Below are 24,455 nucleotides of genomic sequence, written 5' to 3' on the forward strand. Positions count from 1 at the left end.
AACGGTCGAGCGGAATCGCGAGATTCCTGCTGCAACCGGGTCCAGGCCTTCCCGAGCGCGGCGTCTCTATAACACCCGTTCCCCGGGGATCAAAGGGAAAATGCGGTTTTCCCGGCCCGCGCACGGGTGGAACGTCGGGGGCGCCGGTCATGCCGCCTGATCCTGCCCGCGCCGAGACTTGCATCCGCCGCATGGGTGCGATGCAACAGACCCCCTGCCTCTAATCGATTTGATTGGCTATATCAGCGTCATGACAACGCGCCGGTGAGACATGCCGGCACTTCCAAAAAGGAAACCGACATGAACCTGACCCGCTCTTTCTCCACGTGGCGCAAGTATCGCCAGACCGTCTCCGAGCTCGGCCGCATGAGCGATCGCGAACTGAACGATCTCGGCATCGGCCGTAGCGAAATCCTGAGCGTTGCCCGCAAGGCTGTTCGCTAAGTTAAAAGCTGCCAAAAACGTTTGAATCTGAACACCCTTCGGCCCTGCCGGAGGGTGTTTTCGTTTGCGCCCTCACACGTCGTCACCTTGCCTGTCGAGGCGCAATGGCGAGCCGCCACAAAATTGGTCAGACCCTTTGAATGCGCGCGAAATGAGCATGCATCTGCACAAATGCATGGCAGCTGCATAGTCTTTGCACTCCACCTGGCTGAGGCGTGGGCGTATAAGCAGCGTCAACGAGATCGCTGATCAATGCATCTCACCCAGATACTGAAGGATAAGACCATGAACCCCATTCGCATCGCAAAGAGCTGGATCAATTACCGCCGCACCGTTTCGGAACTCGGCAACCTTTCGAACCATGCCCTGTCGGACATCGGCATCACCCGCTTCGACATCCGCAACATTGCATCGCGCTCCTACCGTTAATCGTCGGATCGCCTGAACTGTATGCCAACGGCGCTCTTCGGAGCGCCGTTTTCGTTTGTTTGCCAGGCCGGCGCACACCAAACTGCGAGAGTGCCTGCCCTTCCGGGCGGCGATGTTTTGCTTTATGAACGCGCCATGACGAAGAACAGCTCCCACTCCCCCATCCATGTCGTCGGCGGCGGCCTCGCCGGCAGCGAGGCTGCCTGGCAGATCGCGCAATCCGGGATCCCGGTCATCCTGCACGAGATGCGCGGCGTCCGGGAAACCGAGGCGCACAAGACCGATCATCTCGCGGAACTGGTCTGCTCCAATTCGTTTCGCTCCGACGACGCGACCAGCAATGCCGTCGGCGTCCTCCATGCCGAAATGCGCCTCGCGGGCTCGCTGATCATGGCCTGTGCCGACCGGAACCAGGTGCCGGCGGGTGGGGCGCTTGCCGTCGACCGCGAAGGGTTCTCGGCCTCCGTGACAAAGGCGATCAGCGGGCATCCCCTGATCAGGCTGACGCGCGAAGAGGTGTCCGCGCTTCCGCCCGAGGATTGGGATCTCGCCATCATCGCGACCGGTCCGCTCACCGCGCCGGCGCTGGCCGAAGCCATTCAGGCGCAGACCGGCGCCGACGCGCTCGCCTTCTTCGATGCGATCGCGCCGATCATTCATACCGAAACGATCGATATGGACGTCTGCTGGTTCCAGTCACGCTATGACAAGGTCGGTCCCGGCGGAACGGGCAAGGACTACATCAACTGCCCGATGGACGAAGCCCAGTACAATGCCTTCGTGGACGCCCTGATCGCGGGTGACCGGATCGGCTTCAAGGAATGGGAGGGGACGCCCTACTTCGATGGCTGCCTGCCGATCGAGGTCATGGCGGAGCGTGGTCGCGAGACGCTTCGTCACGGTCCGATGAAGCCGATGGGTCTGACGAATGCGCACAATCCGACCGTCAAGCCCTACGCCGTCGTACAGCTGCGCCAGGACAACGCGCTGGGAACCCTCTACAATATGGTGGGCTTCCAGACGAAGCTGAAATACGGCGCGCAGGCGGATATCATCCGCATGATCCCGGGCCTCGAGAAAGCGGAGTTCGCGCGTCTGGGCGGTCTGCATCGCAACACCTATCTCAATTCGCCGATCCTGCTCGACCGCTCGCTGACCTTGAAATCCCGCCCCGGTCTTCGCTTTGCCGGCCAGATCACCGGGTGCGAGGGCTATGTGGAAAGCGCCAGCATCGGGCTTCTGGCAGGACGATTCGCCGCGGCCGAGCGCCTGGGGCACCCGTTGAGCATGCCGCCGGCAACGACCGCCTTCGGCGCGCTGCTCGGGCATATTACGGGGGGACACATCGTTTCCGACGAAGAGCCGGGAAAACGGTCTTTTCAGCCCATGAATGTCAATTTCGGCCTGTTTCCGCCGCTGGATCCCGGTGCGATCGTCAAGCCCGAGGGCGTCAAGCGCTTCCGCGGCAAGGACAAGGCCATCGTCAAGAAAAACCTGGTCGCAAGCCGCGCGCTTGCCGACTGCGCGACATGGCTCGGACAGGATGGCGAGGCGCTTCTGCGGTCGGCCTGAGGGACCAACCGCCCCTGCCCTCGACGCGCGGCCTTCCGGTTCAGGCGCTGAAACTGCCGAGGATCCAGAGCGAGACTTCGGCCGCAGTCTCCCCGGTCGCGAATTCGTAGGTTCCGTCGAAGATCGCTGTATCGCTGAACGACAGGCCAAGCCCGCGGCCGCTCGCGGCGTGGGTGATCCGCACCTTCCCGGGCACGATGAGGTGGCAGAGATAATGCCGTCCCTGCCCGAGAACGATGCCGGCCTTGCCGTCGTGAAGCCGCACGAAGAAGGCGTTTCCATCGGCGGTCGGATGGATGGCGCGGATCGCTTCATCGGGAAACGCTCGTCCGAAATCGAGAATCGCCTGCCCTTCGTCCGGCGTCGACAGATCGTCTGCCTGCTGGCGCTTCATGCGCTGGTAGATGTAGGCCGCGGCCAACAACGATGCGGCAATGGCGAACCAGGAAATCATCGCATTATCCATTTCAGGCGGTACCTTGGGCTAGCAACGCATCGGGCACACCGATACGGGGCATCCCGCTTATCCGTCGCTGACGGCGTGGCGCTGCCCGTTCGCCCGCAAATCACGCAGCGTGCCTCGGGTCACGATGTGCAGACCGTCTCTGTTCTCACGGCTCGAGCTTTCCATGTAACCCGCGAGGCTTGCGCGAAGTGTCCCGCAAACGTGGCACGCTACCAGCGGCCGCTTCTGGCCGCGCGCCACATCCACCACTGGCGCCGCCATTGCGGTGGAACGATCGACGCGTCAAACACATCCGCGCCCAGCGTTTCCGCCCGCTTGAAAACCGTGTCCGCGAGCGCGACGGTCGCAAAGGCGGCCCGGTTCGTTCGAGAAATGGCCTTGGAGGCGCCCCGCGCCTTCTCGAGGTGCTCGCGGCCCAAGCCGGCCAGAGCGGCGACCGCGCGCGAGGTCGCTGCCCGATCCTCCCCGTTCAGGAACGATGTTCGGTCGAGCCCGGTCGCAGCAAGAAGATCCGCCGGAAAATAGACCTGGCCACGGCGCCGGTGAACAGGGGCAAGCATCAGCAGGCCGGCGATCGTCTGGGCCACGCCGGCAAGACCGGCGGCTTCGGCCGAACGTGGTGCCGTATCCGGGTCGAGGATGAGGCAGGCAAGTTGAATAAGCGCCGAGGCCGTTTCACCCGCATAGCCTTCGAGGGCACTCCGGCTCTCCATGGGATCGTCGTAGAGATCAAAGACGCGCGCGTCGATCATGTCGAGGAGCACGCCGATCGGCAGGCGCGCCTCCCGCACCGTGCGCAGCAGCGCTTCGGCCAGAGGATTTCCGTCGGCCTTCGCGCCCGTGACATCCTCCAGCGCATCACGCCACCATTGCAGGCGGATCTCGCCGGGAAGCGGTTCCCGGACGACATCGCGCACACGGGCAATCTCGGCATGAAACGCGTAAAGCGCTGCGAGCGGACCCTGCTTGTCCGGCGGCGCCAGCAGGCAGGCCAGATAGCGGTCACGGTCGTTCTCGCGAAGCGCGGCAAGACTGGGCGAAAAGTCCGGCTGGCCGGACATCGTGGCAGACGTGGTGGTATCGGACATCGGAGCGGTCACGTCACACGGCGATGAGCGCGGCGGCGACGTTGCGCTCTTCCGCCAACATGATGTTGTAGGTGCGCACGGCCGCGCCGGTGCTCATCGGGTCGGAAGAGATCGCATTGTTGCGCAGCGCCGTCTTCACGTCCGCAGCGAGCGGCCGGATATTCGCCCCGGTCCCCACGAGAATGACTTCGATGTCACCAGCCTCCGCGAGGACACGCTCGAAATCTGCGGCCGTCAACGGTTCGCCTTCCTCCTTCTCCCAGCCATAGATGCCGGAAGGAAGCAGAAGCAGCGATCCACGATGCGACATGCCGGCAAAGCGGAAACCGCCGTTGCCATAGGCATCGATGGGCGCACGGCCGGGGAAATGGGCATTGCGGACTTCGATCGGACGGCGCATCAGGCTGCTCCATGAAGGTCGCGTGCCCGGGCGCGGGCGCGCTTCAGCCGGAACAGGATGAGCACCGGCCCAGCGACATAGATGGAGGAGAACGTGGCCACGGCCACCCCGAACATCAAGACGACGGCAAACGGTCGTATGGTGTCGCTGCCGAAGATGCTCAGGGCCGCCAGAGCCAGAAGCGTCGTCGCACCGGTCAGCACGGTCCGCGACAGGGTCTGATTGATGGCAGTGTCGATCAGGATCGGCAGAGGCATGCGCGGAAACCGGTTGAGGTTCTCGCGGATGCGATCATACACGATGACCGTGTCGTTCAGCGAATAGCCGACAATGGTCAGCAAAGCCGCGACGCTCGTAAGGTTGAACTCCATGCCCGTCACGACGAACAGCCCGATCGTTAGAACGACGTCGTGCAGCGTCGCGACGATCGCACCGGCCGCGAACTGCCACTCGTAACGCGCCCAGATGTAGAGAAGGATGCCGAGCAGCGAGATGGCAACGCCGATGGACGCCGAACGGGTCAGCGTCTCGGAGACCGTGGGACCGACCACTTCGACACGTCGCAGATCATAGGCGCTGTCCAGTTCGTCGCGGATGAGAATAACCGCCGTCTGCTCGGCATTCTCCCCCCCGTCCCGCGACTGGACGCGAATGACCGCGTCGCGCGACGAGCCATATCGCTCGACGGAAATGTCACCGAGGTTAAGCTGGTCGAGGCGCGCGCGAATATCGCCGATATTGGCGTTCCCCTCCCGCGCCTGCACCTCGATGACGGAACCTCCCGAAAAATCGATGCCGAGATTGATGCCGAACAGACCAAAGAGCACGACGGTGAGGATCGACAGGACCGCCGTGATGGAAAACACGAAACGACGTGCCGCCATGAACCGAAACGACAGGCGGTCGAACATCGCCGTCTTGATGCCGCGCGGCAGGCGCTTGCGCGGCCGCCGCCGCTGCCAGGCCTCCAGCATCACGCGGGTCAGCGTGAACGCCGTGAACAGCGTGGTGACAATGCCGATGGCCAGCGTGACCGCGAAGCCGCGAATGGCGCCGCTGCCGAGATACAGAAGGATGATCGCGGCGATGAGCGTCGTGATGTTCGCATCCACGATTGCGCCGAAAGCGCGGGCAAAGCCAAGCTGGATTGCCTGGCGGAAATCCCGCCCCGCGGCAGCCTCTTCGCGAAAGCGCTCGAAGATGAGCACGTTGGAATCGACGGCTACGCCGATCGTCAGCACGATGCCGGCGAGTCCTGGAAGCGTCAGCGGCAAACCCGTGGCTGTGAGAACGGCAACGATCATGATGACATTGAGGACGACCGCAATGCTGGCGACGACGCCGAACCGCCCGTAGAAGCCGACCATGAAGGCGATGATGACGATCGTGCCGACCGCACCGGCGACGAGCATCGACTCGATGCTGTCGGAACCGCGGCCCACGCCGATGGTGCGCTCTTCGGCAACCGTGATGGCGGCCGGCAGAGCGCCGGCACGCAGCACGAGCGCCAGATCCTGCGCACCTTCCGGCGTCATCTCCGGCGCAAGTCGGATGCGCCCGTCCGTAACGGCCTGACGGATCAGCGGGGTCGAGATCACCGAACCGTCGAGAACGACCGCCATGGTCGTGCCGGCCGCCGTCCTGCTCGCTTCGGCAAAGCGACGTGCGCCGTCTTCGGTAAAGACGAGATCGACGACCGGAGCGCCATCCGGCCCGTCGGTTGCGGCCGTGGCATCGGCGACATCGGCCGTCGTGACCACTGGCTGGCGCTTGACCAGCGTGGCGACCGGCGGATCTTCCGCGGAATAGAGAACTTCGGAGCCGGCAGGCGGCGCATTGCTCACAGCAGTCTCGACGGTGGTGGACATATCCACCAGGCGGAACGAAAATTCACCGCCTTGCGCGAGCACGGTCTTCAGCTGCTCGGAGTCGTAGAGGCCGGGAACCTGCACCACGATCCGATCGGCCCCCTGCCGACCGAGACGCGGCGCGACGACGCCCAGTTCCACAAGCCGCCGCTCAAGGACCGCGATGCTGTCGGCCACGGCATCGCCGAGACGCGCATCGATGCCTTCCGGCGTCAGACTGAGCTGCGATTGGCCGTCCTGCGTGCCGACGAACCGCAACTCGCTGACGGCCTTGCCGCCACGACCGCGATCGACCGTGCCCACCAGCGGTGCCAGCACCTGCGGCAAGGTCGAAGCCTTGGCCGTGTCCTGGAGAGAAAAGGTGATATCCTCGCCGACGCCCGAAAGATCGGTGAAGGCGAGATTGGCATTGCGCAACTGGGCCGCAACGGCCTCCGTCGCAGCCTGTAGCCGCGTGCGCGCCACATCATCCCGCTCGACCTTGAGCACGATGCGCGAACCGCCGGACAGATCCAGCCCGAGCGCCACCTGCCGGGCGGGCACCCACGCCGGAAGGCTGTCGAGAAGCGAACGTGGCAGCACGTTCGGCAGGGCCACGACGAAGCTCGCGAGAACGACGAGCCAGACGAGAACAGTTCCCCAGCGTGAGGTTTGCGGCATGACGCTCCCGGCGCTTCGCAGTGGATCAATCGGATCGTCGTCGTTGCCGCCAGCGGCCCGTTATTCCTTGACGGGTTCGCCCTTGACGCGGACTTCGGTCACACCACTGCGTACCACACGAATCTTGATGCCGTCAGCAATTTCCACTTCGAGTTCACCGTCGTCGATGACCTTCGTGACCTTGCCCACGATGCCGCCGCCCGTGACGACCTGATCGCCGCGACGGATGTTCTTCAACAATTCCTCGCGACGCTTCAGCGCAGCGCGCTGCGGACGGATGATCAGGAAGTACATCACGACGAAGATCAGCAGGAACGGCAGAATGGACATGAGAATGTCCGCGCCGCCAGCGCCGGTTGCACCAGGCGTCTGCGCAAAAGCTTCCGTAATGAACATCGATCACTCCTTAAATAACAACGACTGCGGCCGGATAGGCGGAACGCCCTTTCGCGGAATGGCCGCACTATAAGAATGGCCGCTACGATTGCAACGCGCCGAACCATGCCTCTCGCATAGTTTATCCCGGCGCAGAAGGGCTTTTCAGCCGCCGGATGACCTTTCCCCAGACAAGGACGCGTGTTAGCGCAGCCCGGACGCCGGAGAAGGCACCCGAAGCGATGGCGGGCGAGAGGAGACTGATATGAGCGAAGCGACACTCGAACGGCTGATGGAAGAGGTTCGCAGGCTGTCTGCGGCCGTGGAGCGCATCGCGGGGCCCGCACCCGCGGTCAATACGATCGACGCTGCGGAGTGCTTCGTCTGGGCACCATTGCGGGCACATCTGCAGCCCGTCGCGCGACCGAACCGGATCGACCTCTCCCTGATCCAGAGCGTCGATCATGTTCGCGACATCCTGCTCGACAACACGTTGCGCTTTGCCGGAGGATATCCGGCAAACAATGTCCTTCTCTGGGGCGCGCGGGGCATGGGCAAGTCCTCGCTCGTCAAATCCGTCCACGCTGCCGTGATCCAGCGCACCGGCGTGCCGCTCAAGCTCGTGGAGGTGCATCGCGAGGACATCGCGACCTTGCCGCAGCTCATGGACATTCTGAAAGCGGCCCCCGTGCCGTTCATCGTCTTTTGCGACGACCTCTCGTTCGACCATGACGATACGTCGTACAAATCCCTGAAGGCGGTCCTCGACGGGGGGATCGAGGGACGACCGGACAATGTCCTGCTCTACGCCACCTCCAACCGCCGCCACCTTTTGCCGCGCGACATGATGGAGAACGAGCGCTCCACGGCGATCAACCCTTCCGAAGCCGTCGAGGAAAAGGTCTCGCTGTCGGATCGTTTCGGCTTGTGGCTCGGATTCTACAAATGCAGCCAGGACGACTATCTCGCGATGATCGATGCCTATGCCGAGCATTTTGCGATTCCGGTCTCCAAGGAGACCCTTCACGCACAAGCGCTGGAATGGAGCACCACGCGCGGCGGACGTTCGGGGCGGGTGGCCTGGCAGTTCATCCAGGATCTGGCGGGCCGCACGCGGACGCGGATTGCAGACGCGGGCGAACGCGGCGCGGACGCGTGAGACGGCTGAGACACCTGTCCTCAATCACAGCAACACCCCATATGCAAAATCCCCGGACATGCCGGGGATATCGCTGCATCTGGACGTCGTGAGGTTCTATTCGAGATAGCTCGCGGGATTGACCGCCGTCGCGTTCTTGCGGACTTCGAAATGAACCTGCGGCTGTGTCGCCGTTCCGCTCATGCCGGAGGCTGCAAGCGTCTGACCGCGCTGGATCTTCTGGCCGCGCTGGACCTTCAGTTCCGAAGCATTGCCGTAGACCGTGACGGTACCATCGTCGTGGCGAACCAGGACGGCGTTTCCGAGCTCCTTCAGGCTGCTGCCGGAGTAGATGACCACGCCGTTCTCGGCCGCCTTGATCGGGGTGCCCTCGGGAACGGAGATGTTGATGCCGTCGTTTCGGTTGCCTTCCACATTGGCGCCATAGCCTGCGACAACCGCGCCCCGCACCGGCCAGCGATACTTGCTGATCCCGGTGGCCTTCGGTGCGTCGGAACCGTCATCCTTGGCCGCGACCTCGTTGACCGACTGCTTGGCGACGGCCGGCGTATATTCCGTCGGCTTGGACGCATCGGCCTTCGCCTGCTCGACCTTAGCGGGCTTCTCGACCTTCGGCGCGGCAGCCTTCGGGGCGACGGAAGCGGTGGTGACCGCGTCCGTTCCGGGCTGCGCCGTGTTGCGGGCAACCGACGACGTCTTCGGCAGCTTCAGAGCCTGGCCGACGCGGATCGCGCCGCTCGTCAGGCCGTTCTCGGCGCGCAGCTGATCGACGGAAACGCCATTGGCCTTCGCGATACGGTTCAGCGAGTCGCCAGCCTTCACCGTATAGGTTCCGGCCGCGTCGCCTTCGCCGGTCATCGGCTGCTTGCCAGCCGTCGCGCCGTTGGCGAGAGACCCCTTTTCGCGGCTCTGCGTCTGTGTCGGCAGAATAGCGACGTCGCGATTCTCCGGGAGAACCGGCTTGTTCTTCTGCTTGTCGATGTCGAGGGCCGTGGCGGCCTGCGAGGCCGATGCCTTCGCCGCACTCCCCGCTGCCCCATAGGTGGGGATCAGGATACGCTGACCCGGCTCCGCGTCGGAACCGCGCTTCAGGCCGTTCGCCTTCAGGATTTCCTTCTCCGGCACGCCGAAGCGGGTGGCAAGCGAGGCTGTCGTATCGCCCTGCCGCATCAGGACGGCAGGTGCGTTGACGGTGGACCAGCCGCTCGACGGGCGAACGGTCGCCGTCGTGACCGGATCGGGCGCAGCAAGCGCCGGAACCCGGCCCTGCGAGGATGAGGCGGTCGACGGGAAAGGCTGTGCGCTCGGCCGACGCGTCGGCTCGACGGTCGGATCGGCCAGGCTCGTGCGCTGAACGTTCATGGGCGTTGATGCGACCCGTGTGCGGGACACCGGCGTGGCGCTGACCGGATCCGGGTACGCTTGGTTGACAGCCGCCTGACGTGCATTGGACACGGGCGGCATGTTGCCGCTGCCGTCAATATCCCCACCTGGCACCGGAGCGCTCGGAATGGAATTGGTCGTCAGGTCGGAGCGTGAGAACAGCCCTCCGAACCGGGACGAATCCGAACTGCAGCCACTCGCCGCGCTCGCCAGGAGAACGGCCACCCCCAGACGGACGACCGATTTATGAACAGATGACGATACACTTAAACGCATGACGCTTACCTACTTGGAACGTAGCCCCGATGTAGGTTTATTAAAACGTATTAGAGTTACCGACGGGTTAAGAGCCGCTCACACTTTATGGTTTTCGGCGAGCGTAAGTCGATTGTAACGAGGAAAATGCACAAGCAGATCAAAAGCTTTCGCGATAGAAGCGCTCGATCTCGGAATGCTCCGCACGGCTCTCGGTGACGTCCTCGTAGGACACGGATCCGGTATCCCAGCCGAACTTGTCGCCCGTGATCATCACGGCTGGAGCCTCCGTTCCCTGCTCGGAGAAAGACGGTTTCTCGCCGTCCAGAAGCACGTCGACCAGCGTCTGGAAACCCCCTGGGGCTTCGAGACCCGACTCGTCCTCGTATTCCGCAGAGCGCAGGCCTGCGACAGCGGCATCGCGCGTCCCGAAATAGCGAAGGCTGTCCTGATCGTCCGGACGCAGGTTGTCGTAATAGTCGATGAAGCCGCGATAGTAGGCCTTGTAGTCGCCGGTCTCGCCATACTTGCCAAAAGCCTGATATTCGCGTGCGGCAAGCTGCGGCGAGAGCTTGTTGTTCCACTCCTCGCGCGTCAAAGGCGGGTATTTTTCCTGGGCGCGCTTGGTGCGCGAAAGAAAGAGAAGGGTTTCCGCGGACAACGAGACACGCGACGAGGGATCGTAGCTGCCACCGATCGAAACGACGGGGGTCGTGGGCTCGCGATTTTCGACGTCGGGACGAACGGGCGAACGCGGCGCCCGCTGGCCGGCGTCGTTGGTCGCGATGATCGTCTTGCCTGCAATCTGCATGAACATGCTCCTTGCGCCTTCACGCCTCGGGAGCCTGCACCTCTGCGAAGCTCTTGAGGTCCACCATGAGGTAGATCGCAAGGCTTGCGCGAAGCTGGAGAATATTAACACTCTGTTAATGCTTGGAGAATGGACACAGCCGACGCCTCGTCGAGAGCGCCTTACCGATTACCGGCTGAAGGGGATGAGTCTTACAGGAACGCCGCCATTTTCGGGACGATCGGAAGATACGGCGCTTCGAAGAGATCCTCACGGTCGAAACGGCTTCCGGTCCGGGTCAGACGGACCATGCGGCACTCGGTTTCGCTCACCATGATCGGCACGAGAAGCACGCCGCCGGAGACGAGGTGATCCGAGAATACACGCGGCAGGCTGTCGAAGGCGGTGGTCACGAGAATGCGGTCGAAGGTTCCCTCGCCGACCAAGCCTGCACTGCCATCGGCCTGCCGGACGATGACATTGCGAATCCCGAGCTTTTCGAGGCTTGCCTGCGCGTTCGTCACCAGTGTCTTGTAGCGCTCGTAGCTGAGGACCCGCTCGGCGATCCGTCCCATCACGGCGGCTGTGAAACCGCTGCCCGTGCCGATCTCGAGGATGCGCTGTCCGGGCTTCACGCCAAGCGCGTGCAGCGTTCGCACCGCGAAATCATACCCTTCCATGAACGAGCCGCAGTCCAGCGGCACGATACGGGGAGACAGAGCTTCCTTCTGGTAGGGCGCCGGGGCGAACTGTGTCCGCGGCGTCTCCTCGACGGCGTTGAGCAAGCCCTTGTTGGTGATGCCTTCCGCCCGCAGACGCAGGACAAGCGCAGCAAACCCTTCCTGCTCTAGAAACCGCGTTGCCATAAGCCTGCATCCCTCCCCACGTTACGCTGCCCCCTGCCCCCTGCCCGTTGCCCGTTGCCCGCCACCAGACGGCGCGGGCGCTCGTGTCAGCGCGCCGCTTCGATACGCGTCAGGCCGCCCATATACGGCCGAAGTGCATCCGGCACGGTAACGGAGCCGTCCTCGTTCAGGTAGTTTTCCATGACCGCGATCATGGCCCGGCCGACCGCGGTGCCCGAACCGTTCAGCGTGTGAACGAACTTCAACGCCTTGTCGTCCTTCGAGCGGTAGCGCGCGTTCATGCGCCGCCCCTGAAAATCCCCACAGACGGAGCATGAAGACACCTCGCGGAAGGTATTCTGGCCCGGAAGCCAGACTTCGAGGTCGTAGGTCTTGCGCGCACCGAACCCCATATCGCCGGTGCAGAGCGTCATGACCCGGTAATGAAGTCCGAGGCGCTTCAGCACCTCTTCGGCACAGGCCGTCATCCGCTCATGCTCGTCGATCGACGTCTCGGCATCGGTGATGGACACGAGCTCGCATTTCCAGAACTGGTGCTGGCGCAGCATGCCGCGGGTATCGCGCCCCGCCGAACCGGCTTCGGAGCGGAAGGATGGTGTCAGCGCCGTGAACCGCAGGGGCAGCTTTTCGGCCTCGATGATCTCTTCCCGTACGAGATTGGTTAGGGTCACCTCGGCGGTCGGGATGAGCCAGCGGCCGTCGGTCGTGCGGAACAGGTCTTCGGCAAATTTGGGCAGCTGGCCGGTGCCGAACATCGCGTCATCGCGCACCATTAGCGGCGAGGACACCTCGGTATAGCCATGCTCGCCCGTATGAAGGTCGATCATGAACTGGCCGAGGGCGCGCTCCAGGCGGGCGAGAGGCCCCGTCAGCACGGTGAAGCGGGAGCCCGACAATTTTGCGGCGCGCTCGAAATCCATGTAGCCCAGCGCTTCGCCGATTTCGTAATGCTCAAGCGCTCTGTGATTCCAGCCAGGACGCTCACCGACCGTGCGGGAAACGACGTTCGCATGCTCGTCGGCGCCGACCGGGACATCGTCAAGCGGTATATTCGGGAGACGGGAGAGCACGTCGTGGAGTTCGGCATCCACCGTGCGCGTCTGGTCCTCGAGCGCCGGCATCGCGGTCTTCAGTTCGGCGACCTCGGCTTTCAGACGATCAGCCAGCTCCGCGTTCTTCTGGGCCATCGCTGCCCCGATTTCCTTGGAGGCAGCATTGCGACGGGACTGCATGTCCTGAAGCGCCTGCACGAGGCCTCGGCGCTTCTCGTCAAGCGCGACCAGGCTGGACGCCTGTGCGGGAGCGCCACGCTTTGCCAGTGCGGCGTCAAGCGCTTCGGGATTGTCCCGCACCCATTTGATATCGAGCATCGATCAGTCTCCGAATGTGAGAGACCCGACACCCTGCAGAAAACGCGGACGACATCGCCGACCTGCCGGCCGCGTCATTGCCGTCTCTCTTCCTGGAGGAAGGTCAATCGGTCTGGTCGTCGGCTTCCGCAAGCTCTCGCGACGCCGCATCCCTGGCGCGCTGGCGCTCGATGAGTCGGGCCGTATAGATGGAAATCTCGTAGAGAAGGATGGCCGGGATCGCAAGGCCGATCTGGGAGACGGGATCTGGCGGGGTGAGTATGGCCGCCGCGATGAACGAGATCACGATTGCATATTTCCGCTTTGCCGCCAGGGTCGCCGCCGTGACGAAGCCGACGCGCGCGAGAAGCGTCGTGATCACGGGAAGCTGGAACACCAGACCGAAGGCGAAGATCAACGACATGATCAGGCTCAGATATTCCGAGACCTTCGGCAGAAGCTGGATCGAGACTTCGCCCTGCCCGCCCTCCTGCTGCATGTTGAGGAAGAACCACATCACCATCGGCGTGAAGAAGAAATAGACGAGCGCCGCACCGAGCAGGAACAGCAGCGGCGACGCGATGAGAAAGGGTAGGAAAGCGGCGCGCTCATTCTTGTAGAGACCCGGCGCCACGAATTTGTACAGCTGCGTCGCGATCATCGGAAAGGCGATCACCAAAGCGCCGAACATGGCGACCTTGATTTGCGTGAAGAAGAATTCCTGCGGCGCGGTGTAGATCAGACCTGCCGCGCGATGATCGAGACCGGCCCAGGACACGGCCCACTTGTAGGGCTGCACGAGCACATTGAAGATCTGCTTGGCGAAGAAGAAGCAGACAAGGAATGCCACAAAGAACGCGCCGACGGCCCAGATCAGACGGGTTCGCAGCTCGATGAGGTGATCGAGAAGCGGCTGGGGCTTGTCTTCGAGATCGGCGCTCATGCCTCGTCTCCGCTCTTCGGCGTGATCGGTGTTTCAGGAGCCGCATCCGCGGCGACCGCCTTTTTCCGTCGGCTGATCTTTGCGCCGATCTCGGCCACCCCGGCTTCGCCTGCGAGCGCTTGCGCGCGTTTGCGCGGCTTGGCCGGCGCTCCATCGACCGCAGCCTTGGCGACCGCCTTGCGAATCGGCGCAACAGGCTTCTCCTGATTTGCCGCGCTTTCCGCACCGCCCGCGTTTTCCGCCTTGACGGCGCGCTTGCGTGGTTTCGGGCTGACGCGCGCGCCGTCGGCAAGCGGCACGGCAGCAGCGCTCGTGGCCGGCATCGTCACGTCGGCTGACGGCAAAGAGGGTGCAGGCGACGTGACAGGGATCACGGGGGCAGCCGCGACCGGCACAGGATTGCCAGGGAACGGGACGACCGGTTCCGACGCCGCGGGATGGGCAGAGGCTGCGAGGGGCGCGACGTCCGCACCCGGCGCCGACGGTTGCTCCGGCGGTGTCGCGACCGAGGCCGCAATCTCCGGCGCCGGCGGGATCTCCGACATCACAGGCGCAGCCTTCTCATCCGGCCGGGTCGCCTTCTGGAGATCCGCCTTGATGTCGTTGCCCATCTGCCGAAGCGGGTTCATCGCCTCCCGCAGGCTGTTTGCCGGATTGAGCTTCTGCGCCTCGCTCAGCGTCTTGCGCACGTCGTCGAGGTCCGCTTCACGCAGCGCCTCGTCGAACTGGTGGCGGAAGTCAGCTGCCACGCCACGCATCTTCGACATCATCTTGCCGAAGGTCCGGAGCATCGGCGGAAGGTCTTTCGGGCCAACGACGATAATCAGGACGATGGCAATGACAACAAGCTCGGTCCAGCCGACGTCAAGCATTCTCAGGAACTCCGCACATCACAAGGGGCCGCGCCGGTTTGCCGGGCACCCGAACTGCCTGATCAGCGTACTTCGTCGGATTTATGTTCGACGGTGCGCGGATCGATCGGAGCGGTCTTGTCGTAGGGGCTCTTCTCGTAGCCCGGCTTGTCGTAACCGGTCTTGTCGGCAACATCCGTCTCGTCGTCGGTCATGCCCTTCTTGAAGCTCTTGATGCCCTTGGCGACATCACCCATCAGTTCCGGGATCTTGCCGCGACCGAAGAGCAGCAGGACGACGACCAGCACGATGAGCCAGTGCCAGATGCTGAATGAACCCATACTCGTAAACTCCCTGCAAATCCGACAAACCCATCCCGGATGGCCTGCCTGCCCTGTTCCACTTGTCTCCGGGATATGGCCGGCGTTGCCGCTTGCCCAGCCCTTGGTCTTTGTCCGCCGATGCGATTCTCTTGCAGAAACGCAGTCCTGCTTTTCGAACAAAGATCTAAAGGAAACGGCGATGGCGCGCAATGCTCGCGCTGTTCAATCCGGCGCGAGCCGAGCTGCAGCACGCCCCGCTGAATGGCGGTCGATCAGGCGGGCTCGTCGCCGCTCGGCGGGAGAAGGCCGAGCTCTTCAAGGTCGAGGGCGGTGATCGGATCCTCGTCGTCGGACGGTTCGTCATCCCCCGGCGGAAGCGGTATCTGGAAGTCGGGCGGGATGCGCCCGGCAAGCAGGCCCGCACCCTTCAATTCCTCCAGTCCCGGCAGATCCCGCAGGTTCTCGAGACCGAAATGATCGAGAAAATCGCGTGTCGTCGCAAAGGTGACCGGACGCCCGGGGGTCCGGCGGCGACCGCGAAACCGAACCCAACCGGCTTCCATCAGCACGTCCAGCGTCCCCTTGGACGTCTGGACGCCGCGGATATCCTCGATTTCGGCGCGCGTCACCGGCTGGTGATAGGCAATGACGGAGAGGATCTCGAGCGCTGCCCGCGACAATTTGCGCACCTCCTGCGCGTCCGACGACAAAGCGAAAGAGAGATCCGCCGCCGTTCGGAACGCCCAGTGGTCGTCTACCTGAACAAGGTTGACCCCGCGGGTCGCGTAGACAGACTTCAGGCGCAGCATGATGCTGCGGACATCCGTGCCTTCCGGAAGGCGTTGCGCGAGGTAGACTTCGGAAACCGGCTGAGCGGCGGCAAAGACCAGCGCCTCGGCGATGCGTTCGAGTTCGTGGGCTCGATGAACGCCGTGGTCGTGCCGGACGAGGACGTCGTCCTCCTCGATCTCAGCCATTGCGCGCTTCCAGTTCTGCGATGTCGGCCTCGGTCATCGGATTATCGCCCAGCCGGACATAGAGGGGCGCAAAGGCCTCTTCCTGGCGGATCTGCAGCCTACCCTCGCGGACCATTTCGAGCGACGCCGCAAAAGCGCTGGCGATGGCGCTCACGCGCTGCCCGGGGTCTCCGACATAGCGCAGCAGGAAGTGGTCGAGCACCGTCCAGTCGGACAGCCCGCCCGTCAGGCGCGCAAGAATCAGACGCGCATCCGCAAGCGACCAGACCTGACGCCGCTCGATGGTCACCTGCATGACCGCCTCGCGCTGGCGCAAGCTCGCATAGGCCTGAAGAAGATCATACAGGGACGCCTCGTAAGCGGAGGTGCGCTCGACCGGTATATGTTCGGGTGCACCGCGCGCAAAGACGTCCCGGCCGAGCCGGTTGCGATTGACCAGCCGGGTGGCGGCGTCGCGCATCGCCTCGAGCCGCTTGAGCCGAAAGGCAAGCGCAGACGCCATTTCTTCGCCCGAAGGTCCGTCATCCTTGTGCGGCTGGGGAATGAGAAGGCGGGATTTCAGGAAGGCGAGCCACGCCGCCATGACGAGATAATCGGCCGCGAGTTCCAACCGAATCGAGCGCGCGCTTTCAATGAAGGCGATGTACTGTTCCGCCAGAGCGAGGACGGAGATACGCGAGAGGTCCACTTTCTGATTTCGCGCCAGATGCAGCAGGAGATCCAGCGGACCTTCGAAGCCGGCAATATCGACCACCAGCTCCGCCTCGTGAAGCGCACGCTCGTCGGCCTCCCATCGCGCCTCATCCGGGATACGACCGCGCACGCCATCGCGACCATCGCCCACGATCATTGCGGAGGCTTTCGATATCGCTTTCCGGTTCGCGAAACCTCAGACACTCGGGAACATCTCCGCGAACTCGGCGCGCAGGGCCACATCGTCGGAAGCATCGGTCGCGCGGAAACTCGATGCCGCGATATCCGCGCGCCGGAGCGACGGACCCGACAGTTCCGGAACGACGCGAGAGACGGCCTGCATCTCCTCCATGATACCGTGGCAGTGAAGAACGAGATCGAGGCCCGCCTCGATGATGCCCCTCGCCCGCGTTTCCATGTCACCCGCGAGCGCGTTCATCGACACGTCATCGGACATCAGCAGCCCGTCGAACCCGATATGCCCCCTGATGACCTCATCGACCACCTTTCGCGACGTCGTCGCAGGCCGATCGGGATCGATGGCCGTGAAGACGATATGCGCCGACATGGCCATGACCTCGGATTTCAGCGCGACGAACGGTACGAAATCGCTGATCGCCAGCTCCTCGAAGCTCCGATCCACCACGGGAAGTTTGTGATGCGAATCGACGAGCGCGCGACCGTGGCCCGGCATGTGCTTCATGACAGGCAACATTCCGCCAGCCTTCAGCCCTTCCACAGCGGCCGCTCCGAGCGCGGCAACGGCCTGCGGATCGCGCGAATAGGCGCGATTGCCGATCGCCTCGCTCATGCCTTCGGCCGCCACGTCGAGCACCGGCAGGCAGTCCACGTTGATCCCGTAGCGCATGAGATCGAAGGCATGCAGCCGGGACATTAGCCAGGCAGCCCGCAGCCCCTTGGCCGGATCGGTGTGAAACAGAGCGCCGATGGCCGCCGCATTCGGATAGGCTCCGGCGAGCGGCGGGCGGATACGTTGGACGCGACCGCCTTCCTGGTCGATCAGCACGAACGCCTCGGGATTGCCGATGCTGTCGCGCAGACTCGCGACGAGATCGGAAATCTGCGCGGCTTCGCCGATATTGCGCCCGAAGAGGATGAAGCCCCACGGGCGTTCATCCGCGAAAAACGATTTCTCATCAGCCGTCAGCGCGAGGCCCTTACAGCCCGAGATGAATGCTTTCGATCCGCTCATGGCGTTTCCTCATGCTTTTCTGTTCGACATCCACGGATGGTTTAAGGACGGATCGGGCCTCAGAGCAAGGAGATTGCGAGACCAGCCGCACACTCCCTCCAAACGACAAAGGGCGCAGCCTCGGCCGCGCCCTTCAAACGTGTCTGTCTTCGCCTATCGTGTGACCAGGCAGCTTCCGCCGGCGCTCTTCAGGCGGGAGCAAAGCGCGTTTGCCTCGTCCCGGCTGCCGGCGGGGATGCGGACGCGATAGTACGTGCCCTTTCCGGCGATGTCGGCTTTCTTGATATCGACACCGCGGCCTGCGATGACGCTTCCGAACTTGCCGGACAGGCTCTTGTAGGACTTCTGCGCTTCGGCTTCCGACGGGAGGGAGGCGACCTGAACGACGTAGCTGCCGGGTGCGATCGACGCGGTCTGAACCGGCGACGTGTCGGCCGGTGCGCTCGGCGCACCGCTGGCTGCTGCGCTCGCCGGCGTCGTCGACGTCGCGAACGTATCGACAGGCTTGCGTGTTGCCTTGGCAGTCTCGACCGGCTTCGTCACAGGACGTGCTTCGGGAAGCGGCTGCGCCTTGGCGGTCTGGGCCGAAACGTTCGACACCGTCGCGTCGGCTGCGGCAGCGAGCGCGCCGACTTCGTCCTGCGCGGGCGTTGCCAGGGCTGCCGTGTTCGGCGTGGGCGTGCCGGCTTTCACCGTCTTGCCCGTGGGGGCAGCCGCCGCGACAACGGGTGCCTCTTCCGGTGCGGTTTCTTCGCGGGCGACAAGCGTTCCGTCGGGGCGCACGATCATCGTGCGGACCTTGCGCGGCGCAACGGCGGGCACCGCATCCTCGGCTGCTGCCGTGGCCTGGGCGTCGCCATCTTCCGGCATCAGACGATCCGCGCCTTCGTCGTCGGCGGGCATGCCGTCCAGGCCGTTTGCGCCTTCGAGCGGCAGGCTCTCCGGGGTCAACGTCCGCTGGACAACGTCGATGGGTTCTTCGGTCGAGGAGACCAGGGTCCCCTGCTGGGGCGCCTCTTCCTGCGCACCGGCAACCCGGTCGTAGACGGCCTTGTCCTGATTGGGCACGGTCTTGCCGCCCTTCTCAAGAGGAACCATCTTGGTCGGAGCCTTGTCGGCAAGGATGATCTGGGGCTCGGAGCTCGCAAAGGTCGCACCGACACTGCCCATCATCGTATAGGCGCCGACGCCACCGGCGATCAGCACGATGGCGGCAGCACCGGCGAGGAGGAAGAGCTTGCCGCGCGGACGCACGTCGTTGTCGTTCCCGTGGGCCGGCTCGTACGAACGATCGCCCTGCCCGATGACCTCCTGGCGCTGGCTGATCGAACGCCGGAAATCTTCTTCCATCGCCCGTTCGAAATCGGCAAATTCTTCGTGCGAAGACCGCGCCGGGGCGGCAGCGCCCGCGACGCCTGCCGCAACGGCCGTTGCGACGTCGCTGTTTCCGCGCTCCGATTCCTGGCGACCGGCGCTGAAGATCTGTGCCATTTCGGCATCGATATCCAGATCGTAGTCACCGGCATCGAGCTGGAGATTCTGCTCTTCGATCACGGGGAGTTGGGGCACGTCGATGTCGCCGGTTGCCGTCACGCCGTAATCGGCTTCGGCAATCATCGAGGGATCAAAGGGCAGTTCGGCTTCGGTGAAGGCTTCGACCGGCTCCTCGATCGGGGCAACCTCGTCCGCCGCCATATCCAGCTCGATGTCGATATCGGATAGATCGATCTCGAAATCATCGAAGTTGAAATCCGGCTCGGGCTCTGCAGCAACGGCGGGCGCAGGCTGGACAAAGTGTGCCGCGATCGGAGCGGCAACGACGGCGGCAGCGGCTACGGGAGCCTGCGCCTGCATGACGGGCTCGACCTTGGACGGCGCAACAGCCATCGTGGGAGCCGCAGCCGGCAGGACCGGAGCGGCGGGAGCCACGACGGGGGCCGGCGGCAGGGGTGTCGCAAAGGTGCGATTGGCCCCGCTGCTGAGAGCCACCGGCGTCGCGCGGCTGAAGTTCGGCGTGAAGGGGAAGTTGTTTTTCCGTGCCGCCTCGGCAGCGACAGCAGGACGAGCCGGCGCATGCGGAACGGCGAACTGCTCGACGGTCTGCAGCAGGGCATCCACGTGGGGGCGGACGGGTTGGCGAACCGGCTCGACCGGCATTGGGGGTGCAACGACCGGCTGCGGCGAAGAACCCAGCGACATTTCGAGTTCATCGCCCAGGTCGATCGCGGGCTCGGAACGGCGCACCGCGGAATATTCCGGTTCGGAATTATGATGCGCAACCGGCTCGGGCTGCATCTCGAAGGTGGGCTCGACAGGGCGCGGCTGCGGCTGCACCGGCTGCGGCGCGCGAACTGGCGGCTGAACGGCGACGGGCTCCACGACAAGGGGCATCTGCGCGACGGGCGGCATGTGCACGACGGGCTCTGGCGTCGCGACATCGGGCACGACCGGCGTATCGTACGCCTCGAACTCCCGCATCAGCTCTTCTTCGAGATCAACGATCGGGTCGTAGCGAACCGCTTCCCGATGACGCTCCAGCTCCTGAAGCTGCTGCAGGGCGGGACGATTGTCGTAGCCGACAATGCGGGCCAGCTCGCTCAACGGATCTTCATCCGGAAACGAGTTCGGGTCCACATCCGCGCTTCGTGCCAACTGTTTGTCTGCCATTCGCTCCACTCACAAATACTGGGCCGGTCGTGCCAGTCCAATATGGGGAAATGGTGACATGCTATCGCATCTCGTTCGGGGCATCCGTGCCTGTAATATCAAGGCCGGACCTCAGAACGGAGGCAACCGCATGCACCAGTCCTAGTCTGGCAAGGCTCAATTCTCTACTTTTATCGTTAATAAAGCGTAAGCCCGGAAAATCTTTGCCCTTGTTCCAATGCCCATGGAACGCGCTGGCCAGATCATAAAGATAAAATGCGATGCGGTGCGGCTCCTGCGCGAGTGCCGCCGATTCGACGATACGGGGATACTCTGCCAGTTTTGCGATCAACTGCAACTCGCTGGGATCCGCTATGTGGGTGCCCAGCGCCTCGGCAAAATCGACGGCCGCAAGGTCGAGGTCCGGGAAGGCCTCGGCAGCTTGACGGAAGATCGAACGGCAGCGCGCATGCGCATACTGCACGTAGAAGACCGGATTGTCCTTCGACTGCTCGGTGACCTTGGCGAAGTCGAAATCCAGAGGCTCCGAGTTCTTCCGGTAGATCATCATGAACCGCACGGAGTCGCGGCCGACTTCATCCACGACGTCGCGCAGGGTGACGAAATCGCCGGACCGCTTCGACATCTTCACAGGCTCGCCGTTGCGGTAGAGCTTGACGAGCTGGCAGAGAAGCACGGTCAGCTTGACCGAGCCGCCCGACACCGCCCGTGCCAAGGCTTCCAACCGCTTCACATAGCCGCCATGGTCGGCGCCCAGCACATAGATCATCTCGTCGAAGGAGCGATCGAACTTGTCCTTGAAGTAGGCGACGTCGGCAGCGAAATAGGTGTAGGAGCCGTCCGACTTGATCAGCGGACGGTCGATGTCATCTCCGACATCCGTCGAGCGGAACAGCGTCTGCTCGCGATCTTCCCAGTCTTCCGGCACCTGCCCCTTCGGCGGCGGCAAGCTTCCCTTGTAGACGTGCCCCTTGAAGGTCAGATCGTTGATCGCCGAGCGGATCCGCTGCGCGCCGTCGGCGTGAAGCGTCCGTTCCGAAAAGAAGATGTCGTGGTGCACGTTGAGTGCGGCCAGATCCTCGCGGATCATCGCCATCATCGCGGCGATGGTCCGTTCCTTCACAAGTGGCATCCAGCGGTCTTCGGGCATGCCGAGAAGGCTCTCGCCGAATTCCTGCGCCAGTGCCTGCCCGACCGGAACGAGGTAGTCGCCCGGGTAGAGACCAGCCGGGATTTCGCCGATCGCTTCACCGAGCGCTTCGCGATAGCGCAGCATGGCAGACTTCGCCAGCACATCGATCTGCGAACCCGCGTCGTTGATGTAGTATTCCTTCGTCACGGTCCAGCCGGCAAAGGCGAGAAGGTTCGCCAAGGTGTCGCCGACCACGGCGCCGCGGCAGTGCCCGACATGCATCGGACCGGTCGGATTTGCCGAGACATACTCCACATTGACCTTCCGCCCGGCGCCGACCGTGCTGCGGCCATAGTCGTTCCCCGCCTTGACGATCGCGGCCAGGAGACGCTGCCAGTAGCCGACGGAGAGGCGCAGATTGATGAAGCCGGGCCCGGCAACCGAGACCTCGGCAATATCGGCGTCCTGCCGCAGCGCGGCAGCAATCGCGTCGGCCAGCCCGCGCGGGTTCGTGCCGAGCGGCTTGGCCAGCACCATGGCCGCATTGGTCGCAACATCGCCATGGCTCGGATCCCGCGGCGTTTCCACCGCCACGCGCGAGACATCAACCTTCGAACCTTTTTCCTGAACGACATCAATCGTTTCAAGGACTTTTTTCACTCTGGCTTCAAGGTCGGCGTAAATGTTCATGATATCCATCGTCAGAGAGGGCGCGCCTCTTCAGGCCGCGGTCCGCATCAGGGGCCCGGCTCTCGGCGTACCGGGATGCGCGATCGGGCGGGTGGGTCGCGCTCTAGCGCAAATCCGGAGTGTGGTCAAACAAGCGCCGATGCGTCGAAATCGCGTAGGTATCGGTCATTCCGGCAATGTAATCCGCCACGTGGCGCGCCTTGGCAGGCTCTGCGAGACCGGCAATCTGATCTGTCCAGTGGTGCTTCTGCATCTCGCGCGGTTCGGCCATGAAGGCGTGATAAAGATCGACCACGATCCGGGCCGCGTTCTCCCGGACCCGCATGACATCGGCATGCCGGTAGATCCGGGTCATCAGCATGCGCTTGATCTGCCGGTCGGTCTCTCCCATCGCGGGCGAGAACGTCGCGACGACGCGCCCTGCCATGCGGATATCGGTCGCGCTCTCCGGGCGAAGCTCACGCAGGTTTGTCTGCGCCACACCGATCACGTCCTCGACCATGGCCGTGATCTGGCGGCGCATGATTTCGTGCGTGAACCGCGCAGCCTCGAGGTTCGGATACTTCTCCCGCACCTCCCGCATGAGGCCTGCAAGAAACGGGATTTCCTCCAGCATGTCGAAGGTGAGATAGCCCGAGCGCAGGCCATCATCGATGTCGTGCGTGTTGTAGGCGATATCGTCGGCGATCGCCGCGACCTGCGCCTCAAGGCTTGCAAACGTTCCCAGTTCCAGATCATGGAGGGCACAATAGTCGAGGATCGGCTGGGGAACGACGGGGTGCCGCGGATCGGCGGACGGGCCTGTCAGGGGTCCGTTGTGCTTGACCAGGCCCTCGAGGCTTTCCCATGTCAGATTGAGCCCATCGAACTCGGCATAGCGACGCTCGAGCTTGGTGACGATGCGAAGCGACTGCGCATTGTGGTCGAAACCACCATAGGCCGCGAGCACTTCCTGGAGCGCGTCTTCGCCCGTGTGGCCGAATGGCGTATGGCCAAAGTCATGAACAAGCGCCACGCCCTCCGCCAGATCCTCGTCAAGGCGCATGGCGCGGGCGAGCGCGCGGGCGATCTGGGCTACCTCGATCGTGTGCGTCAGCCGGGTACGGTAATGGTCGCCATCGGCTGCGATGAAAACCTGCGTCTTGTGCTTCAGGCGCCGAAAGGCCGTGGTGTGGACGATGCGGTCGCGGTCGCGCTGAAAGTCCGAACGTGTGGTGCTCGTCCCTTCAGGGTAAAGCCGTCCCCGGCTGGTCCATGGATCGGACGCAAAAACGGCCCGCTGGCCCGCGCCGAAACCCAGTGCATCCTTATCCAAAGCCATTTGCATGCAGCATCCCATTGACGCGGTTTTAAAGCCTTCATACCTATAGTCTTGCCCGCATGAAAGCGCGGACTGCCGCCCTTTGCCATGATCCGTTGTAAATCATGCGTTTGGTAGCTGCCGCGCAGACCATGGATACGGATTCCTTCGTAAGTTACGACAAACTCTCCGGATCTTGACCCCGGCAGGAGACACGACATGACCGACGCCACCGTAACGCTGTCCGATTCTGCAGCAAAGCGCATCGCTACGATCCTCAAGGCGGACAGTGACAAGCACGCCATGCGCGTCTCCGTCGAAGGCGGCGGCTGCTCTGGATTTTCCTACAAGTTCGACCTGGTCGACGACGGCTCGGACGACGACCTGGTTCTCGAAAAAGGAGATGCCAAGGTGCTGATCGACAGCCTGTCGCTCGTCTATATGGAAGGCTCCGAGATCGACTTCGTTGACAATCTCCTCGGACAATCCTTCCAGATCCGCAATCCGAACGCCGTTGCCAGTTGCGGCTGCGGGACCAGCTTCTCGATCTGACGTCCGCTGT

23 protein-coding genes are annotated in these 24,455 nt (G+C 63.5%); 5 read left to right on the forward strand and 18 right to left on the reverse strand.

Annotated elements, in window-relative coordinates:
* Positions 1 to 300 precede the first annotated feature (300 nt).
* The 3 genes from ASG03_RS21210 (at position 301) to trmFO (ending at position 2,445) form a co-directional block, all read left to right on the forward strand.
* The gene (locus ASG03_RS21210; protein ID WP_082475883.1) at positions 301 to 444 is read left to right on the forward strand and encodes a DUF1127 domain-containing protein; all 144 of its coding nucleotides are present in this window, start codon (positions 301 to 303) and stop codon (positions 442 to 444) included.
* 285 nt (positions 445 to 729) lie between these two features.
* Entirely contained in the window at positions 730 to 873 is a 144-nt protein-coding gene (locus ASG03_RS21215) for a DUF1127 domain-containing protein (protein ID WP_082475898.1), read from the forward strand.
* A 135-nt stretch (positions 874 to 1,008) separates the two neighbouring features.
* Positions 1,009 to 2,445, forward strand: a complete 1,437-nt coding sequence (trmFO, locus tag ASG03_RS20055; RefSeq protein ID WP_062695531.1) for a methylenetetrahydrofolate--tRNA-(uracil(54)-C(5))-methyltransferase (FADH(2)-oxidizing) TrmFO — start codon at positions 1,009 to 1,011, stop codon at positions 2,443 to 2,445.
* A gap of 40 nt (positions 2,446 to 2,485) precedes the next feature.
* Here the strand turns inward: trmFO and ASG03_RS20060 are convergent, their stop codons facing one another.
* The 5 genes from ASG03_RS20060 to yajC all read right to left on the reverse strand — a co-directional run bounded on the left by ASG03_RS20060 (position 2,486) and on the right by yajC (position 7,323).
* Positions 2,486 to 2,899 carry a hypothetical protein gene (locus ASG03_RS20060; RefSeq protein ID WP_062468045.1) on the reverse strand — a complete coding sequence of 138 codons (414 nt, stop codon included), beginning with the start codon at positions 2,897 to 2,899 and terminating at the stop codon, positions 2,486 to 2,488.
* Positions 2,900 to 3,120: 221 nt separating this feature from the next.
* Positions 3,121 to 3,999 (reverse strand): phytoene/squalene synthase family protein, encoded by an 879-nt coding sequence (locus tag ASG03_RS20065; RefSeq protein WP_244475338.1) that lies wholly within the window; start codon positions 3,997 to 3,999, stop codon positions 3,121 to 3,123.
* Positions 4,000 to 4,012: 13 nt separating this feature from the next.
* Positions 4,013 to 4,399: an Mth938-like domain-containing protein gene (locus tag ASG03_RS20070; protein ID WP_062695533.1), complete on the reverse strand. Its 387-nt coding sequence runs from the start codon at positions 4,397 to 4,399 to the stop codon at positions 4,013 to 4,015.
* On the reverse strand, positions 4,399 to 6,927 hold the full coding sequence (secD, locus tag ASG03_RS20075) for a protein translocase subunit SecD (protein WP_062695535.1): 2,529 nt from the start codon (positions 6,925 to 6,927) through the stop codon (positions 4,399 to 4,401). Before secD ends, ASG03_RS20070 begins: the two co-directional genes overlap by 1 nt.
* Positions 6,928 to 6,987: 60 nt before the next feature.
* Positions 6,988 to 7,323 (reverse strand): preprotein translocase subunit YajC, encoded by a 336-nt coding sequence (yajC, locus tag ASG03_RS20080; RefSeq protein ID WP_062468050.1) that lies wholly within the window; start codon positions 7,321 to 7,323, stop codon positions 6,988 to 6,990.
* Positions 7,324 to 7,567: 244 nt separating this feature from the next.
* On the opposite strand from yajC, the gene ASG03_RS20085 reads away from it, so the two are divergent.
* Positions 7,568 to 8,461 carry an ATP-binding protein gene (locus ASG03_RS20085; protein ID WP_062695537.1) on the forward strand — a complete coding sequence of 298 codons (894 nt, stop codon included), beginning with the start codon at positions 7,568 to 7,570 and terminating at the stop codon, positions 8,459 to 8,461.
* Between the two features lie 96 nt (positions 8,462 to 8,557).
* Here the strand turns inward: ASG03_RS20085 and ASG03_RS20090 are convergent, their stop codons facing one another.
* From ASG03_RS20090 to ASG03_RS20150, 13 genes are all read right to left on the reverse strand, one after another.
* The gene (locus tag ASG03_RS20090; RefSeq protein ID WP_062695539.1) at positions 8,558 to 10,120 is read right to left on the reverse strand and encodes a peptidoglycan DD-metalloendopeptidase family protein; all 1,563 of its coding nucleotides are present in this window, start codon (positions 10,118 to 10,120) and stop codon (positions 8,558 to 8,560) included.
* Between the two features lie 139 nt (positions 10,121 to 10,259).
* A complete protein-coding gene (locus ASG03_RS20095; RefSeq protein ID WP_062471775.1) occupies positions 10,260 to 10,910 on the reverse strand; it encodes a hypothetical protein in 651 nt (216 codons plus the stop codon).
* A 191-nt stretch (positions 10,911 to 11,101) separates the two neighbouring features.
* Positions 11,102 to 11,755 carry a protein-L-isoaspartate(D-aspartate) O-methyltransferase gene (locus tag ASG03_RS20100; RefSeq protein ID WP_062468056.1) on the reverse strand — a complete coding sequence of 218 codons (654 nt, stop codon included), beginning with the start codon at positions 11,753 to 11,755 and terminating at the stop codon, positions 11,102 to 11,104.
* Between the two features lie 86 nt (positions 11,756 to 11,841).
* The gene (gene serS / locus ASG03_RS20105) at positions 11,842 to 13,125 is read right to left on the reverse strand and encodes a serine--tRNA ligase (protein ID WP_062695541.1); all 1,284 of its coding nucleotides are present in this window, start codon (positions 13,123 to 13,125) and stop codon (positions 11,842 to 11,844) included.
* A gap of 103 nt (positions 13,126 to 13,228) precedes the next feature.
* Positions 13,229 to 14,047, reverse strand: a complete 819-nt coding sequence (gene tatC / locus ASG03_RS20110; protein WP_062468061.1) for a twin-arginine translocase subunit TatC — start codon at positions 14,045 to 14,047, stop codon at positions 13,229 to 13,231.
* The gene (gene tatB, locus ASG03_RS21220; protein ID WP_082475884.1) at positions 14,044 to 14,919 is read right to left on the reverse strand and encodes a Sec-independent protein translocase protein TatB; all 876 of its coding nucleotides are present in this window, start codon (positions 14,917 to 14,919) and stop codon (positions 14,044 to 14,046) included. The genes tatC and tatB overlap by 4 nt, the downstream gene beginning before the upstream one ends.
* Before the next feature lie 62 nt (positions 14,920 to 14,981).
* Entirely contained in the window at positions 14,982 to 15,239 is a 258-nt protein-coding gene (locus tag ASG03_RS20120; RefSeq protein WP_062468063.1) for a twin-arginine translocase TatA/TatE family subunit, read from the reverse strand.
* 254 nt (positions 15,240 to 15,493) lie between these two features.
* Entirely contained in the window at positions 15,494 to 16,198 is a 705-nt protein-coding gene (scpB, locus tag ASG03_RS20125; RefSeq protein ID WP_062695543.1) for an SMC-Scp complex subunit ScpB, read from the reverse strand.
* Positions 16,191 to 17,048, reverse strand: a complete 858-nt coding sequence (locus tag ASG03_RS20130) for a segregation and condensation protein A (RefSeq protein ID WP_062695544.1) — start codon at positions 17,046 to 17,048, stop codon at positions 16,191 to 16,193. The genes scpB and ASG03_RS20130 overlap by 8 nt, the downstream gene beginning before the upstream one ends.
* A gap of 39 nt (positions 17,049 to 17,087) precedes the next feature.
* Complete coding sequence (nagZ, locus tag ASG03_RS20135) at positions 17,088 to 18,104, reverse strand: beta-N-acetylhexosaminidase (RefSeq protein WP_062695546.1); 1,017 nt, start codon at positions 18,102 to 18,104, stop codon at positions 17,088 to 17,090.
* Between the two features lie 153 nt (positions 18,105 to 18,257).
* Positions 18,258 to 20,771 (reverse strand): SPOR domain-containing protein, encoded by a 2,514-nt coding sequence (locus tag ASG03_RS20140; protein WP_062695548.1) that lies wholly within the window; start codon positions 20,769 to 20,771, stop codon positions 18,258 to 18,260.
* A gap of 61 nt (positions 20,772 to 20,832) precedes the next feature.
* Positions 20,833 to 22,593, reverse strand: a complete 1,761-nt coding sequence (gene argS, locus ASG03_RS20145; protein WP_062695697.1) for an arginine--tRNA ligase — start codon at positions 22,591 to 22,593, stop codon at positions 20,833 to 20,835.
* Between the two features lie 103 nt (positions 22,594 to 22,696).
* Complete coding sequence (locus ASG03_RS20150; RefSeq protein ID WP_062695699.1) at positions 22,697 to 23,914, reverse strand: deoxyguanosinetriphosphate triphosphohydrolase; 1,218 nt, start codon at positions 23,912 to 23,914, stop codon at positions 22,697 to 22,699.
* Positions 23,915 to 24,112: 198 nt separating this feature from the next.
* Here ASG03_RS20150 and erpA point away from each other — a divergent pair, with 198 nt between their 5' ends.
* Entirely contained in the window at positions 24,113 to 24,445 is a 333-nt protein-coding gene (erpA, locus tag ASG03_RS20155) for an iron-sulfur cluster insertion protein ErpA (protein WP_062468072.1), read from the forward strand.
* Positions 24,446 to 24,455: the final 10 nt, after the last annotated feature.

The sequence above is a fragment of the Rhizobium sp. Leaf341 genome, assembly GCF_001424325.1.
GTDB lineage: Bacteria > Pseudomonadota > Alphaproteobacteria > Rhizobiales > Rhizobiaceae > Ferranicluibacter.

Excerpts from the sequence above, each read along its gene's own strand:
- ASG03_RS20100 (WP_062468056.1), bottom strand. The coding sequence starts at position 11,755 with ATGGCAACGCGGTTTCTAGAGCAGGAAGGGTTTGCTGCGCTTGTCCTG.
- ASG03_RS21210 (WP_082475883.1), top strand. The coding sequence starts at position 301 with ATGAACCTGACCCGCTCTTTCTCCACGTGGCGCAAGTATCGCCAGACC.
- yajC (WP_062468050.1), bottom strand. The coding sequence starts at position 7,323 with ATGTTCATTACGGAAGCTTTTGCGCAGACGCCTGGTGCAACCGGCGCT.
- ASG03_RS20095 (WP_062471775.1), bottom strand. The coding sequence starts at position 10,910 with ATGCAGATTGCAGGCAAGACGATCATCGCGACCAACGACGCCGGCCAG.
- tatC (WP_062468061.1), bottom strand. The coding sequence starts at position 14,047 with ATGAGCGCCGATCTCGAAGACAAGCCCCAGCCGCTTCTCGATCACCTC.
- secD (WP_062695535.1), bottom strand. The coding sequence starts at position 6,927 with ATGCCGCAAACCTCACGCTGGGGAACTGTTCTCGTCTGGCTCGTCGTT.
- trmFO (WP_062695531.1), top strand. The coding sequence starts at position 1,009 with ATGACGAAGAACAGCTCCCACTCCCCCATCCATGTCGTCGGCGGCGGC.
- ASG03_RS21215 (WP_082475898.1), top strand. The coding sequence starts at position 730 with ATGAACCCCATTCGCATCGCAAAGAGCTGGATCAATTACCGCCGCACC.
- ASG03_RS20150 (WP_062695699.1), bottom strand. The coding sequence starts at position 23,914 with ATGGCTTTGGATAAGGATGCACTGGGTTTCGGCGCGGGCCAGCGGGCC.
- serS (WP_062695541.1), bottom strand. The coding sequence starts at position 13,125 with ATGCTCGATATCAAATGGGTGCGGGACAATCCCGAAGCGCTTGACGCC.
- scpB (WP_062695543.1), bottom strand. The coding sequence starts at position 16,198 with ATGGCTGAGATCGAGGAGGACGACGTCCTCGTCCGGCACGACCACGGC.
- ASG03_RS20085 (WP_062695537.1), top strand. The coding sequence starts at position 7,568 with ATGAGCGAAGCGACACTCGAACGGCTGATGGAAGAGGTTCGCAGGCTG.
- ASG03_RS20070 (WP_062695533.1), bottom strand. The coding sequence starts at position 4,399 with ATGCGCCGTCCGATCGAAGTCCGCAATGCCCATTTCCCCGGCCGTGCG.
- ASG03_RS20120 (WP_062468063.1), bottom strand. The coding sequence starts at position 15,239 with ATGGGTTCATTCAGCATCTGGCACTGGCTCATCGTGCTGGTCGTCGTC.
- ASG03_RS20090 (WP_062695539.1), bottom strand. The coding sequence starts at position 10,120 with ATGCGTTTAAGTGTATCGTCATCTGTTCATAAATCGGTCGTCCGTCTG.
- ASG03_RS20060 (WP_062468045.1), bottom strand. The coding sequence starts at position 2,899 with ATGATTTCCTGGTTCGCCATTGCCGCATCGTTGTTGGCCGCGGCCTAC.
- argS (WP_062695697.1), bottom strand. The coding sequence starts at position 22,593 with ATGAACATTTACGCCGACCTTGAAGCCAGAGTGAAAAAAGTCCTTGAA.
- ASG03_RS20065 (WP_244475338.1), bottom strand. The coding sequence starts at position 3,999 with ATGTCCGATACCACCACGTCTGCCACGATGTCCGGCCAGCCGGACTTT.
- nagZ (WP_062695546.1), bottom strand. The coding sequence starts at position 18,104 with ATGAGCGGATCGAAAGCATTCATCTCGGGCTGTAAGGGCCTCGCGCTG.
- erpA (WP_062468072.1), top strand. The coding sequence starts at position 24,113 with ATGACCGACGCCACCGTAACGCTGTCCGATTCTGCAGCAAAGCGCATC.
- ASG03_RS20140 (WP_062695548.1), bottom strand. The coding sequence starts at position 20,771 with ATGGCAGACAAACAGTTGGCACGAAGCGCGGATGTGGACCCGAACTCG.
- ASG03_RS20130 (WP_062695544.1), bottom strand. The coding sequence starts at position 17,048 with ATGATCGTGGGCGATGGTCGCGATGGCGTGCGCGGTCGTATCCCGGAT.
- tatB (WP_082475884.1), bottom strand. The coding sequence starts at position 14,919 with ATGCTTGACGTCGGCTGGACCGAGCTTGTTGTCATTGCCATCGTCCTG.